This is a genomic window from Candidatus Pseudothioglobus sp. Uisw_016, assembly GCF_048087635.1.
In the GTDB taxonomy this organism is placed as follows: domain Bacteria; phylum Pseudomonadota; class Gammaproteobacteria; order PS1; family Pseudothioglobaceae; genus Pseudothioglobus.
The window spans coordinates 1,205,030-1,219,477 of sequence record NZ_CP159806.1; the positions used below are offsets into that span (position 1 = coordinate 1,205,030).

Annotated in this window: 14 protein-coding genes; 7 read left to right on the plus strand and 7 right to left on the minus strand. The window is 36.3% G+C overall.

From position 1 onward, the window contains the following. Positions 1–56: 56 nt before the first annotated feature. From ABXT69_RS06095 to smpB, 3 genes are all read right to left on the minus strand, one after another. Positions 57–1,061 carry an alpha/beta hydrolase gene (locus tag ABXT69_RS06095; RefSeq protein ID WP_416677365.1) on the minus strand — a complete coding sequence of 335 codons (1,005 nt, stop codon included), beginning with the start codon at positions 1,059–1,061 and terminating at the stop codon, positions 57–59. 62 nt (positions 1,062–1,123) lie between these two features. After that, positions 1,124–1,396, minus strand: a complete 273-nt coding sequence (locus tag ABXT69_RS06100; protein ID WP_271540941.1) for an HU family DNA-binding protein — start codon at positions 1,394–1,396, stop codon at positions 1,124–1,126. Between the two features lie 178 nt (positions 1,397–1,574). Further along, entirely contained in the window at positions 1,575–2,051 is a 477-nt protein-coding gene (smpB, locus tag ABXT69_RS06105; RefSeq protein WP_271540940.1) for an SsrA-binding protein SmpB, read from the minus strand. Between smpB and ABXT69_RS06110 the strand changes: the two genes are divergently transcribed. The 3 genes from ABXT69_RS06110 to ABXT69_RS06120 are packed head-to-tail and all read left to right on the plus strand — an operon-like array spanning position 2,050 to position 3,794. Beyond that, positions 2,050–2,481: a type II toxin-antitoxin system RatA family toxin gene (locus ABXT69_RS06110; protein ID WP_416651188.1), complete on the plus strand. Its 432-nt coding sequence runs from the start codon at positions 2,050–2,052 to the stop codon at positions 2,479–2,481. The two genes, smpB and ABXT69_RS06110, sit on opposite strands and share 2 nt — an antisense overlap. Further along, on the plus strand, positions 2,474–3,004 hold the full coding sequence (locus ABXT69_RS06115; protein WP_416677366.1) for a pseudouridine synthase: 531 nt from the start codon (positions 2,474–2,476) through the stop codon (positions 3,002–3,004). Before ABXT69_RS06110 ends, ABXT69_RS06115 begins: the two co-directional genes overlap by 8 nt. Beyond that, positions 2,991–3,794, plus strand: a complete 804-nt coding sequence (locus ABXT69_RS06120) for a ferritin-like domain-containing protein (protein WP_416677368.1) — start codon at positions 2,991–2,993, stop codon at positions 3,792–3,794. Before ABXT69_RS06115 ends, ABXT69_RS06120 begins: the two co-directional genes overlap by 14 nt. Here ABXT69_RS06120 and rnhA read toward each other — a convergent pair. Continuing rightward, on the minus strand, positions 3,787–4,224 hold the full coding sequence (gene rnhA, locus ABXT69_RS06125; protein WP_416677369.1) for a ribonuclease HI: 438 nt from the start codon (positions 4,222–4,224) through the stop codon (positions 3,787–3,789). The two genes, ABXT69_RS06120 and rnhA, sit on opposite strands and share 8 nt — an antisense overlap. 3 nt (positions 4,225–4,227) lie before the next feature. Then, positions 4,228–6,000 carry an N-acetylglutaminylglutamine amidotransferase gene (locus ABXT69_RS06130; protein WP_416677370.1) on the minus strand — a complete coding sequence of 591 codons (1,773 nt, stop codon included), beginning with the start codon at positions 5,998–6,000 and terminating at the stop codon, positions 4,228–4,230. Positions 6,001–6,133: 133 nt separating this feature from the next. Between ABXT69_RS06130 and leuC the strand changes: the two genes are divergently transcribed. Genes leuC through ruvA form a run of 3 tightly spaced genes read left to right on the plus strand, consistent with a single transcriptional unit; the run spans position 6,134 to position 8,741 of the window. Then, complete coding sequence (leuC, locus tag ABXT69_RS06135) at positions 6,134–7,537, plus strand: 3-isopropylmalate dehydratase large subunit (RefSeq protein ID WP_416677371.1); 1,404 nt, start codon at positions 6,134–6,136, stop codon at positions 7,535–7,537. Further along, complete coding sequence (leuD, locus tag ABXT69_RS06140; RefSeq protein WP_416677372.1) at positions 7,534–8,148, plus strand: 3-isopropylmalate dehydratase small subunit; 615 nt, start codon at positions 7,534–7,536, stop codon at positions 8,146–8,148. Before leuC ends, leuD begins: the two co-directional genes overlap by 4 nt. After that, positions 8,145–8,741: a Holliday junction branch migration protein RuvA gene (gene ruvA / locus ABXT69_RS06145; RefSeq protein WP_416677374.1), complete on the plus strand. Its 597-nt coding sequence runs from the start codon at positions 8,145–8,147 to the stop codon at positions 8,739–8,741. The genes leuD and ruvA overlap by 4 nt, the downstream gene beginning before the upstream one ends. Here the strand turns inward: ruvA and ABXT69_RS06150 are convergent, their stop codons facing one another. Together ABXT69_RS06150 and typA are read right to left on the minus strand one after the other, a co-directional pair. Further along, positions 8,742–11,807 carry an efflux RND transporter permease subunit gene (locus ABXT69_RS06150; RefSeq protein ID WP_416677376.1) on the minus strand — a complete coding sequence of 1,022 codons (3,066 nt, stop codon included), beginning with the start codon at positions 11,805–11,807 and terminating at the stop codon, positions 8,742–8,744. Between the two features lie 67 nt (positions 11,808–11,874). Continuing rightward, positions 11,875–13,686, minus strand: a complete 1,812-nt coding sequence (gene typA / locus ABXT69_RS06155; RefSeq protein WP_416677377.1) for a translational GTPase TypA — start codon at positions 13,684–13,686, stop codon at positions 11,875–11,877. Positions 13,687–13,829: 143 nt separating this feature from the next. Here typA and rlmE point away from each other — a divergent pair, with 143 nt between their 5' ends. Next, the gene (gene rlmE, locus ABXT69_RS06160; protein WP_416677379.1) at positions 13,830–14,447 is read left to right on the plus strand and encodes a 23S rRNA (uridine(2552)-2'-O)-methyltransferase RlmE; all 618 of its coding nucleotides are present in this window, start codon (positions 13,830–13,832) and stop codon (positions 14,445–14,447) included. The last annotated feature ends 1 nt before the right edge of the window (position 14,448 follow it).

Genomic DNA, 14,448 nt, shown 5'->3' on the forward strand with positions numbered 1-14,448 from the left:
TTGGATTCAAAAATACATATTACGAGTCTAAGTTATTGGATTTATAATATTAAAAATTACTCTTTATTATCTTTGAGTATGCCCTCAAGACTACTTCCAAAAAATTCTACTACTCTATTAGAAAAGTCTCCCAAGTACATAAATTTAACTCCAGAATGTATAGCATTTTCAGCCAACCAGATTGTTAAGTTTGCCCCATATTTTGTAGCCAGACTTTCCATATCAGACGTATTATGAGGCAAAACTCTTGTATCAGAAGTTCCATGTATTGCAAATATTGGACGGTCGTCATGATTTTTAAAAGCAAGCTTTGGCGAAGGCTCAAGTAATGTTTCATTACCAAATATAAATGCTGACCAAATTGCCCCCTTAGCAAGCCATGGTGGATACCCTTCTCTTTGAAGCTCCTCTTCAACTATAGTGTAAAGATCAGAGAATCCAGAATCTAAAATAGCAGCTTGAATCCTATTGTCTAATCCAAAAGCAATTGCAGCAGTTCCTGCACCCATCGATAATCCATAGATTCCAATACTTTTAGGGTTAATAGATTGAGTATTTACTAGCCAATCTACACTTGCAATAACATCACGGTATTCTTTAGTTCCAATGCTAATTTTTCCATCCTCAATAGTAGACATGCCATGATCTCGCTGATCAAACAAAAGTGTATTGAAGCCAGCTTGATTTAATATAGCTGCAACTAATAATATATCAGAGTCATACTTACTTGACCTTAAGCCATGCACTAGGATAACAACAGGAGCTTCACCTGGCCCATTACTATCTATAGGAATCCACCATGCGTCGATTTGGATATCTTCATCACCAGCAGAATATTGATGAGACTCCCAATAATCAACGATATATTTTTCAAAAGGAAAATCACTTTCTTTTGAATTATCTTGATAGCTACCAGGCGTATTTTCACAATCCACAGAACACCCAGGATCAGCATTTGCAAGTGTTGAATATATAAAGTATCCAATACCCATATAAACTAGAGCGATAAATAAAATCAGTCCAGTAAGTGTATATCCAACTTTAAAATACAATTTTTGCATAATGTTTTTTTAAATAAAAAAAGGCGCCCAAGGGCGCCTTTTTTAGATAACTAATTTAATTACTAGTTACATGCGTCTTTCAATGCCTTACCAGCTTTGAATGCAGCTACATTTGAAGCTTTAATTTGAATCGTAGCGCCTGTTTGAGGATTACGACCACTGCGAGCAGCACGGGCTCTAACTACAAAGCTACCAAAGCCAGTAAGCTGAACTCCATCACCGCTTGCCATTGCTGAAGTAATAGCACCAGTTGTTGCGTTTAGGGCTCTTGCAGCATCAGCTTTAGATAAATTAGCACCTGAAGCAATTGCATCAATTAATTCTGATTTATTCATTTTAATTCTCTCCAATAAAAGTTTGTTATAAAAAAAGACAAAGCGAAAGAGGTAACTTTAAACCTATTTCAGGAGGAAAGAATCAAAAGAAACCATCTGCCTCCAACGCTGTATCTAGAAGTTATTGTACTATCAAAATAAAGTTATTTGAAAAATAATGTAAAAAAAATATTTTATTCTAGCGATTCCCTTCTTTAAGCGCTCTTGCTTTATCCATTTTCCAGTCTCTTTCTTTAATATCCTGACGCTTATCATGGCCTTTTTTTCCTTTAGCTACACCAATTTCTAACTTGACCCTACCTCTTGCCCAATAGAGTTTTAATGGAACAACTGTAGCTCCTTTTTGAGTAATTTTTTCTCGAAGTCTATTAATTTCAAGTCTGTTTAATAGTAATTTTCGAGTTCTTGTTGGATCACATTCAACATGACTGGAAGCTGAATTTAGTGGAGATATATGAGCACCAAAAAGGAACAGCTCATTATTTTTGTAAATCACATAGCTTTCAGTAATTTGAACTTTGCTATCTCTAAGGCTTTTAACTTCCCAGCCAAGCAAACTTAAACCTGCTTCAAGGCTTTGTTCGATAAAATAGTCATGCCTTGCTTTTTTATTTAAAGCAATAGTATTTGAATTATCTTTTTTATTTTTTGCCATGCATCGTATTTCAAAAAGCGCAATTGTTCCATATACACCCCAACAAATGTTTGAGTTAGTTAACAATATTGATGACTACTCTCAATTTTTAAACTGGTGTGATTCCTCCTCTATTTTAAATCAATCTGACGACCAAATCACTGCGTCAGTCGAGATTAATAAAGGCGGTATTAAACAAACGTTTTCGACACTAAACACTTTGACACCCTATCAATCAATTGCGATGGAGCTAGTTGATGGTCCATTTGATGAGCTTTCGGGTGAATGGCGCTTTGAGCCACTTGGTGAAAATGCCGCAAAAATTCATTTAGATCTTCAATTTAAATTTAAATCAATGCTAATTGATATGGCTTTGTCGCCTGTTTTTAAAAATATAGCCAATTCTCAATTAGATTCATTTGTTGCAAGAGCAAAATATATTTATGGCTAAACTTATTGCTTTGAATAAACCGTTTGGAGTTATCTGCCAGTTCAGTGGTGATAATAATACATTATCAGACTTCGTCGACATACCGAATGTCTATCCAGCTGGTAGGCTTGATAAAGACTCAGAGGGACTGGTGATTCTTACAGATGATGGCAAGTTACAAAACTTAATATCCAACCCAAAATATAATAAAACCAAAACCTATGTCGTGCAAGTAGAAGGAGAGCTAAGTTCTACTGCAGCTTCTGCCCTAGAGAAAGGTATTAAACTTAAGGATGGAAACACTAAGCCTGCAGCCGTCAAAATAATTGAAGAACCTAACTGGCTTTGGGCAAGAACACCTCCAATAAGAGTAAGGAAAAATATTCCAACTTCTTGGATTGAAATTTCAATTAGCGAAGGAAGAAATCGTCAAGTACGCAGAATGACTGCAAGCGTAGGATTTCCAACGCTCAGGCTAATTAGAACAAGAATTGATAAGTGGGACTTAAAGGATATACCCTCAGGATCTTATGTCACTCTTTAAACTTGCTTATGAAGCCCTAATTTGCAACGATGTAGAGAGAAAAATTTTACTAATTAATGATTTAAAAAAATACCATATTCCACTTGATATCAATGAATTAAAAGTCAAGGTCATTAAAATTCCTTCCCCAGGGAGGCCTTTGAAACCAAGCTTAGTTGACTTCAAAGGAACCCCAAAAAGAGATCGCTCAGATTTAGGCATGATAAAAAATATCCATGCGATTTGTCATATTGAATTTAATTCAATAAATTTAGCCTTAGATGCAATCTATAGATTTCAGGAAATGCCCCATCAGTATTATGCAGACTGGATTCGGGTAGCCAAGGAAGAGACAATCCACTTCTTACTTATCAAAGATTTCCTTGAGTCCGTTGGCCATAGTTATGGTGATTTTGATGCCCATAACGGCTTGTGGCAAATGACAGTTGATACAGATTATGACGTTTTATCGAGGATGGCTTTGGTTCCTAGAGTTTTAGAAGCGAGAGGTTTAGACGTTACCCCAAGGATTAGAAAAAAATTTAAAGATGCAAACCTTCATAAGATGGTTGAAATTTTAGATATTATTTTTAAAGATGAAATTGGGCACGTAAAAATTGGGAACTATTGGTATCAATACCTTTGCCATAAAAGAGATCTTGACCCAATTAAGACTTTTGATTTGTTAATAAAAAAACACATTGGGTCTAACTTGCGTGGGCCATTTAATATTGAAGCAAGGCTTTTATCAAATTTTAGTCAAAATGAATTAGATTATCTCGAGCACCCTGAATTACTAGAAACTAACTAATTTCATCCATGGCTTGATTTGCCAACAGATCCGCCATGTCATTACCTGGATCGTCACTATGGCCTTTAACCCAGTGCCAATTTACAGAAAATTCCTTATTTAGGACGTCTAATTGCTTCCAGAGCTCTACATTTTTAACCGGCTTCTTATTAGCAGTCTTCCATCCTTTTGCCTTCCAGCCTTCAATCCAATCATTTATGCCCTGTATAACGTACTTGGAATCTGTATATAAATCAACAGTAATATCACTTGATTTAAGCGCTTGTAGTGCTTTAATTGATGCTGTTAGCTCCATCTTATTGTTTGTAGTATTTAACTCTGAGCCTTTTAATTTCTTGTCATGATCTTTGTATCTCAACCATGCGCCCCATCCACCAATTCCAGGATTTCCTCGGCAACCACCATCTGTATAAATTACAATTTTTTCCATGGACTAGTTATCTACATTAAGTTGAAGCCAATACTCAAGCAAAGCTAAGTGCCACAGTCTTGATCCATTCAAAGCTGTCATATAGTCTTTAGGAGAATTAATCACTTTATCAATATATTGTTGATTAAAAATACCTCTATTACGACAAGCACTGGACAAAAGTATATCAGACATAAATTCCAAAAAATCACCCTGAATATACTTTAGAGCTGGCATTGGAAAATAACCTTTTTTCCGATCTATTACAGAATTTGGCAGGAGTCCTCTTGAAATCTCTTTAAGAGGGTACTTTCCCTCATCCCTCATTTTTAATGAAGGTGGTATGCTTAGCGCCCATTCAACTAGGTCAGTATCCATAAATGGCACTCTAGCCTCAAGGCCCCATGCCATAGTCATATTGTCGACTCGTTTAACTGGGTCATCAACAATTAATCTTGTCATATCAGTGCGAAATACTTTATCAATAAAAGAATCAGCGCCTGGCTTTAAAAACTCCTTGTTTAACCAATTATGAGTATGATTCTCACCTTGATATATCGATGATACTGTTTGTAAAAACTCATCATGCGGCCTATCAACATAATGCTTTGAGAAACGTTCTACTTCATTACCTTGTTCATTCGCCATTCTTGGATACCAAAAATACCCAGCGAACGCTTCATCAGCCCCTTGTCCAGATAAGACAACTTTAGTATGCTTTGAAACTTGCTCAGAGAGCAAATAAAAAGCTACGGCATCTTGGCCAACCATTGGCTCAGACATATTCATAACTGCTTCTGATAATCGTGGAAGTACTTCTTTATTACTCACTTGATATTTTTTATGCTGAGTTTCAAATTTTGAGACAATTTGATCTGAATACTCAAACTCACTTCCAACTTCATCATCGATGTCTTCAAATCCTATTGAAAAAGTGCGAATATCTTCATGGCCTGCTTCCTTTAAAAGAGCAACAATAAGCGATGAGTCTAATCCTCCCGAAAGTAAAACTCCTATTGGCACGTCAGATGCAGACATCCTCTTCATAACTGCTGCAGTTAATAGCTCATGCGTTCTTTCAATATAGTCCTGATCTGAAATATTTTCCTCAAGCCTTTTTGCGCTTGGATGCCAATATGTTTTTTCGCGTAATTTACCATTAGGACTTAACGTAAAAAAAGTACCCGGCTTTAATTTCTGAATTCCATTAATAATTGTATTTGGAGCTGGCACAACGCCATGAAGAGATAACTGTTGATGTAAAGCAACAGGATTAATACTTTTATCAAGTTCTTGAGTAAGTAAAGCCTGTGAATTTGATGCAAAAGTAAATGCTTTAGGAGTGATATTAAAGTATAGAGGTTTAATGCCCATCCTATCTCTTGCAACAAAAAGTTGCTGAGAAGATTGATCCCAAATAGCAAAAGCAAACATTCCATCAAGATGTTTCACGCAATCTTCGCCCCAAAAATGATATGCCTTTATTATTACTTCTGTATCAGAGTTTGAGAAAAAATCATACCCTTTGCCTATTAATAGAGCTCGAAGTGCCTTATAGTTGTATATCGTTCCGTTAAATACTAATGTTAATTTAAGAAGATCATCTACCATTGGTTGAGACCCTAAATTCGACAAGTCAATAATACTTAAGCGCTGATGCCCAAACCCAACCTTTCCTTCAAACCACTTTCCTTTTGAATCAGGCCCTCTTTTGGCAAGTTTACTCATCATATCATCTAGAGATTTTGTAGAAACAATCTCCCCATCAAATCGTAATTGGCCACAAATACCGCACATAAATTTAACCTTTAAACTTTAAAATTAACACCTCAGAGTCACCTAGAAATATAATCACTTGTTATATATTTCTATAATTGAGGCTAACTTAGAAATGTAAAATAGTCATTTTATCAAGTATTACTAACTAATAATGTCTCAAACTCTTTACGATAAATTAATGAGCACTCATATGGTCCATGACCAGGATGGAGCGTCGCTTATTTATATAGATCGTCAGCTTATTCATGAAGTCACTTCTCCACAAGCATTTGAAGGACTTACTTTAGCTGGTAGAAAGATTTGGCGCAACAAATCTAACCTTGCGGTTCCTGATCATAACGTTCCAACTACAGAAAGATCAAGTGGGGTTAGTAGCATAACCGATCCAATCTCAAGGCTTCAGGTTGAAACGCTAGACAAGAACTGTGAAACATTTGAAATAAATGAAATTCAAATGAATGATATCCGACAAGGGATTGTTCACGTTATTGGGCCTGAACAGGGAGCAACACTTCCTGGAATGAGTATCGTTTGTGGCGATTCACATACAACAACTCATGGCGCTCTTGGAGCACTGGCCTTTGGAATTGGAACTTCTGAAGTTGAGCATGTACTTGCAACTGGCTGCTTATGGCAGAACAAAGCTAAAAACATGAAGATTGAAGTTAAAGGCCAATTAGCAAATGATGTAAGTGCTAAAGATGTCGCATTGTATGTGATTGGAAAAATTGGTACGGCAGGTGGAACTGGATTTGCAATTGAATTTTGTGGCTCAACAATTCGAGATATGAGCATAGAAGGTCGAATGACGCTTTGTAATATGTCGATAGAGGCGGGGGCAAAGGTTGGTATTGTAGCAGTTGATGATAAAACTATTAACTATGTTAAAGGTAGGCCTTTTTCACCGGTAGGTGAGAATTGGGACGCAGCCGTAAAATATTGGAAGACCCTTCATAGTGATGCTGATTCGAACTTTGATGAATCAATCTTAATTGATGCAAGTCTTATTAAGCCTCAAGTCACTTGGGGGACATCTCCAGAGATGGTCGTTGATATTAATGGCTCAACACCTGATCCAAAATTTGAGAAAGATGAAGTTAAAGCTGAAAGTATTCGCAATGCTTTAAAGTACATTCATTTAAAACCTAATACCTCAATGAGTTCGGTAGCAATAGATAAAGTATTTATTGGCTCTTGCACTAACTCAAGAATTGAAGATTTAAGAATAGCAGCTTCTGTTGCAAAGGGTAAAAAAATTGCTCATAACATAAAGCTTGCTCTTGTAGTTCCAGGCTCTGGACTTGTGAAAAAGCAAGCTGAAGATGAAGGACTTGATAAAATTTTTAAAGATGCAGGTTTTGAGTGGAGAGAGCCAGGATGCTCAATGTGCCTTGCAATGAATGCAGATAAATTAGAAGTTGGAGAGAGGTGTGCGAGCACATCAAATAGAAACTTTGAAGGCAGACAAGGGCAGGGATCTTTTACTCATCTTGTAAGCCCAGCAATTGCTGCAGCGAGTGCTATTGCAGGACATTTTTCAGGGGTAGAGACATGAAAAAATTCACCTCTTTAAGCTCTATTGCTACGCCTTTAGATCGGGCAAATATTGATACTGACGCAATCATTCCAAAACAGTTCTTAAAGTCTATTAAAAAAAGTGGATTTGGCCCTAACTTATTTGATGAATGGCGTTATTTAGATCATGGTGAGCCTGGGATGGATAATTCAAAACGACCAATCAATCCTGACTTTGTATTAAATAATCCTAAATATTCAAAAGCTCAAATTCTACTGACCAGAAGAAACTTTGGTTGTGGCTCCTCTCGAGAGCATGCTCCATGGGCATTAGAAGACTTTGGATTTAGAGCAATTATTGCACCTAGCTTTGCTGATATTTTCTATAACAACTGCTTTAAAAATGGCATTCTTCCAGTTGTTTTAAGTAGCGAAATTGTGGATGGTCTGTTTGAATATACCGGAAACATAGTCATCGATCTTCATGACCAAAGTGTAACGACAGATACTCATTCTTTTGAATTTAATGTTGACCCCGAAAGAAAACGCAGACTCATCAATGGGCTTGATGATATTGGTTTAACATTGCAATATGAAGATCAAATACGTTTATTTGAAACAGAACACTTTAAAAAGCACCCCTGGTTATGATTGGTCATCTAAAAGGTAAAATTATTAGCAAGAATCCACCAGAAGTACTTCTAGAAGTTGGTGGTATTGGCTATGAAATACTGTGCCCTATGTCCACGTTTTATCAGCTTGATAAAACCTCAGAAGATACATTATTATTCACTCATTTAAGCATTAAAGAAGATGCGCACACGTTATTTGGATTTATTACTAAGGATGAAAAAAGTATTTTTAGAGAGTTAATAAGGGTTAATGGTGTTGGCCCTAAAGTTGCTCTTGCAATTTTGTCACACCTTTCTGTAAATGCTCTTATTGAATGTATTTCAAATGAGGACGCAGAGCTTTTAGCAAAAACTCCAGGGATTGGAAAGAAAACTGCCCTTAAACTAATTGTAGAACTTCAAGATAGGCTGAGTAAGCTTGAACTAGTTGGAAGTCCTGGTAGCAGCGCCCATGAATTTAAACAGAGTGGAAATCCGAATAGTATTCAAGCCATTGAGGCGCTTCAATCTCTTGGTTTTAAAACGAAGGAAGCCAATAAAATGGTTTCAAAAATTTCTGACCAAAACCTTTCTACTGAGCAGCTTATTCGCTTAGCACTTCAAAACAAGTAATTAGACGACTACTTTCTTTCTAGAAAACTTTGTTTTAACTCTACCAAGCATATTAATAAAATCGTAGTTCATCAGATACATGCAAGGTAGAAGAACTAAAGTTAGAAGTGTTCCAAACATTAGTCCATAGCCGAGTGCTAGAACCATTGGTTGTAAAAACTCGTCTTTGCCGCCAACCCCATACGCAAGTGGCAATACTCCTGCCATTGTTGTTAGAGTAGTCAAAACTACCGCTCTTAAACGATCCCTTGAGCCTTTTGCAATCCAAACAATTTTGTCTTCTAGTTTGGCACTTTTATGCTTAATATAATTTAAGTGGCTAACCATAACTAAGGAGTCGTTAACAATAACTCCCATCAAACCTAGAGCGCCTGTTAGAGCGAAGAAACTTAGGGAATAACCATGGAAATGAAATGCCCAAACAACCCCAATTAGCGCAAATGGAAAGCTTGCTAGAACAAGAAGGGGTTGAGAGTATGAGTTAAATAGTATAGCAAGGATAAGAAAAATACCAACAATTGCTACAACAAAAGCGTAAAGAAAATCTCGTAATGAGTCAATTTGCTCTTGCGCTCCACCACCCGTAATGATCGATACTTGAGGAAAATCAATCGCAAGATTTAATTCCTCTAATGAGGTTTTCAAAGTTTTGGTTTTATTTGTTACCCGCTCATCAATACTTGCTGAAAGCTTAATGGACCTATCACCATCAAAATGATTGTAATCAGGCTCTCCCTCAATCTCACGAAGCGTAGAGAATTGACTCATTGGTATTAGCTTGCCTTGACGATTTTTGACAGAAGTATTCTTAATGAAATTCTCAGTGTAATCATTTTCTCCTATATAGACTCTTACATCCTCCTCGTTTCCAGCAATAGTAATATCAGTCACATAAGAGCCTGAAAATGCTGTTCTAAGGTGCCTATAAACTGACTGATAATCAACACCTAGACGAGCCATCTCATCAAAATCAAGTACTGTTTCGATTCTAGGTTTACCAATCTCATCATTACGATCTATATCATCAACGCCTTCAATAGAGCTGAGAATTTCCTCGAATCTATTGGCAGCTAAACTTCTCTGAGCATCATTTTCAGAAACAAGCGTAACCTCAATATCAGAGCCTCTTGGAGGTCCAGGGGCTATTAAGGTTATATCAATTTTGTCAGCACCCTCAATATCTGCCACTAGTGCTTCAAGCTTATCTGCCATGTCTTCTGCAGTTCTTTCTCTATCACTTGTTGGAGTAAGAGTAATTTTAATGTTTGCGATATTTGTAAAATAACTTCCAATCTTGCTTGTGAAAGAGTCAAGGTCGTCTCCTATCTCATTAGCAATTATATTTTCAACCTGTATAACAATATTTTCAGTATAGGCAGCAGAGCTTCCATTAGGAGTTTCAATGTTTGAAAAGATTACCGTTGCACCTCTTGAAGGAAATAAATTAAATGGAATATTTTTGACAGCAAAAATTGCCGAATATATTAGTAAAGCAATAAATAGTGGAACAATTAAATAACGCCATCTTAAAGCATGGTGCATCATCCTGTTGTAGAGGTTCTCAAATGGGATAAACCAAGTCTTTTGTTTTTCCACTTTTTGAGTTGCAAGGTGAGCTGGAAGCGCAAAGGTAATCTCTAAAAAAGAAATTCCTAAGGCAAATATTACAACTACTGGAAGCACATAAATAAACTTTCCTAAAGTTCCAGACATTAAAAAGAATGATGACATCACAAGCATGGTCGATATTATGGTCGTTATAACAGGCAGAATAACCCGCTTTAGACCAGTAACAACATTTTTATAGAGATCTCCACCCTTTGCCTTATAGTGATGAATACTTTCAGCAATAACAATACTATCATCCACCACAATTCCCAGCACAATGATGAAACCAGAAAGAGATATTAAGTTTATTGTATTACCTGTTAGTCCCATAAAGGCGACAGTTCCTAACAAAGTTACTGGAATACTAACAGCAACCCAAAAGGCAGTTTTTATGGAAAGGAAGACGCCTAACACAACAAGAACTAGTGCTAGACCAATATAGCCATTTTTAAGAATTATATCAATTCTGTTTGCAACTGCCAATGAAGAGTCATCAGTAAAAAAAATGTTAATCTCATCTGGATAATATTCTTGCAGCTCTGATACTCGCTCTTTAACTCTTTTTGCAGTTCTAATAATATCTGCTTGACTAGTTTTTTTAATCTCAAGAATAAAGCCCTTAGTTCCATTTACTCGAGTTATAGATTTTTCTTCTTCTTCACCTCTAAATACTTCAGCAATATCAATAAGCCTTATAACAGGTCCATCAAAGCTAGATTTAATAACAACGTTTTTAATGTCATCAACACTTTCAAATTCAGACAATATGACAATATTTTTTTCTAAGTCTTGTTGATTATTATCTCCAACCGTAAAACGAGCATTTCTAGAAGAAATTGCAGAGATAACTTCATTAATTGACATGTTATATTTATCAAGCTTGTCTGGGTTAACCTTAATTTGAATTTCACTATCTAGATAGCCACTTTTGTCGATCGCAGAGACACCTTTAACTTTAAGAAGGGCTGTTTCTAAATCATCAGTAATTTGTCTTGACTGGTCATAATCTATCAAGGAGCCATCAATGTTGATAGTAATAATTGGGAATTCAGAAACATTAAAATCAACTACCTGAGGCAGATCTGTTACCTCCTCAGGAAAACTTTTGACTTGATTTACAGCATTTCGAACATCATTTTTTACTGTCTGAACATCCTTTAAGTCTGCCTCTAAGGTAACAATAATAGATGAGAGCCCTTCGCGAGAGGTCGAGGATATTTCTTTAATGCCGCCAACGCTTGATAATTCTTTTTCGATTACATTTGTAACTGCTTTTTCAACATCTTCAGGAGATGCTCCAGGATAAGCCGTTGTAACACTAAGAATTTCAAAATCAACTGCAGGAAACTGATCTCTTTGCATTCCAACAACCGCTAGCGTGCCAATTGCTATGAAGGCAAGGGAAAAGACTAAGGCGAACTTTTTTTGCCTAACTAAAAAATTTAAAAAAGAATCCATAATTTACTTTTAATATAGCTCAAATCGAATGATTATATAGGCGAACAATGAAGAAACAGTGAAGAGTTTATGAACTCTTTGACCTTTTTCTCAGGTTTTCAGTAAGCAGTCTTTTACGAATTCTGATGTTATGAGGAGTAACTTCCACTAACTCGTCGTCATCAATAAACTCCAGTGCTTGCTCTAAATCTAGTGTAATCTTTGGAGTTAATGCAACTGCCTCATCAGTGCCTGATGCTCTCACATTAGTTAACTGCTTCCCTTTCATAACATTAATTACAAGATCTTTATCCCTTGTATTAATTCCTACGACCATACCTTCATAGATATCCTCTCCATGCCCCACAAAAAACTTACCACTTTTCTGCAAATTAAATATCGCATAAGCAACAGATTTGCCTTGATTCATTGAAATTAAAGATCCATTCGTTCTTTGACCAATCTTTCCATCCTTTTGAGGCTTATAAGAGTCAAATGTTGAGTACATAAGGCCAGTTCCAGTTGTTGCCGTTAAAAACTCAGTTCGAAATCCAATTAAACCTCTAGCTGGAATTATAAAATCAAGCTTTACTCGTCCTTTTCCATCTGGAGTCATATTGGATAGCTCCGCCTTTCTTTCGCCTAATTTTTCCATCACCGAACCCTGATGAACAGATTCAACATCTACCGTTAAATCTTCAAAAGGCTCACAGGTAACGCCGTCAATTTCTCTAAGAATAACTTGAGGCCTTCCTACCGATAATTCAAACCCCTCTCTTCGCATCGTTTCAATCAAAATTGAAAGGTGTAACTCGCCTCTGCCTGAAACCACAAACTCAGAAGAATCTGTAGTATTTTCAACTCTTAAAGCTACATTATAAATAAGCTCTTTATCAAGCCTTTCTCTTATATTTCTGGATGTAATATATTTTCCATCTAGTCCTGCAAATGGAGAATCGTTAACTCTGAATGCCATACTAACTGTAGGCTCATCAACACTTAAAGGAGGTAATGCCTCAACTTTAGTTACATCACAAATCGTATCTGAAATTGATATATTTTCAATACCAACTACTCCAACTATATCTCCAGCATTAGCTGAGCTAACATCATGCCTCTCTAGACCATTAAAACCTAACAGCTGAACAATTTTAACTTTACGCTCAGTTCCATCAGGTGAAATTAAGACGTTCTGCATATTTTTCTTAGCAACACCTCTTTCAATTCTTCCAATTCCAATTGCTCCTACAAATGAAGAGTAGTCTAATGACGTTATCTGCATTTGAAATGGACCATCAATATCCACCTTAGGAGCTGGTGCTTTTTCAACAATTAATTCAAACATTGGAGTCATATCACCCTCTCTAGCAGTGTCATCTTCAGATGCATAGCCGCCCAGTGCTGACGCATATATAACTGGAAAATCTAATTGCTCTTCAGTAGCACCTAACTGATCAAATAACTCGAATACCTGATCTATTACCCAGTCAGGTCTAGAGCTATCACGATCAATCTTGTTAATCACTACAATTGGATTAAGACCCTGCTCAAAAGCTTTCTTTGTAACAAAACGAGTTTGAGGCATTGGGCCATCACTTGCATCAACTAAAAGCAATACACTGTCGACCATAGAAAGTACCCTTTCAACCTCGCCACCAAAGTCAGCATGCCCCGGGGTATCAACAATATTAATTCTATAATCACCCCATTTAATAGCTGTATTTTTTGAGCTTATTGTGATTCCTCTTTCTTTTTCAAGATCATTAGAATCCATCATCCTGTCAGTCGCCTTAAAACGATCATCAAATGTTTGCGATTGAGAAAGTAATTTATCTACTAACGTAGTCTTTCCGTGGTCAACGTGAGCGATAATTGCTATATTTCTTAAATTGTTTGCCATTTAATAATGTACTCATAAAAAATTGATGTCGTATTATCCCGTAAAAACCTAACAATGCCCAAGCTAAATCAAAAATCAATTTAATATTGCTGGATACCCTTCTCTTATAAAATACATCTAATATTCTATTTATTTTTGAAGCTGTGGCCAAAAAAGGAAGCTCTCGTCGCTGGATGCAGGAACATTTAAGCGATGAATACGTAAAAAAAGCACAAAAAGAAGGCTATCGATGCAGAGCAGTCTATAAGCTACTTGAAATTATTGAAAAAGGTCAACTTATTAAAAGTGGCGATAAAGTTTTAGATTTAGGCGCTGCACCTGGAGGGTGGTCACAAGTTGCTGTAAAGTTTACTGGTAAATCTGGGCAGGTAATTGCGAGTGATATTTTGCCAATTGAAGAAATAAGTGGAGTTAGTTTTCTGCAAGGAGACTTTACAGAGCAGTCCATATATGATGATTTGATATTAATGACTAATGGCAACAAGGTTGATACTGTTTTGTCTGATATGGCACCAAACATGAGCGGCCAACTATCTGTTGATCAGCCTAAGTCGATGTATTTGGCTGAACTAGCTCTAGATATGGCCGTTAAAACCTTGTCAAAAAATGGCAACTTCATTGTCAAAGTTTTTCAGGGCGATGGTTTTGATGTTTATGTTAAAAATGCTAGAAATATTTTTAAAAAAGTTTCTGTCATCAAACCAAAAGCATCTCGTCCAAGATCTAAAGAAGTTTATTTATTAGCAAGTCAGTTAAAATAAA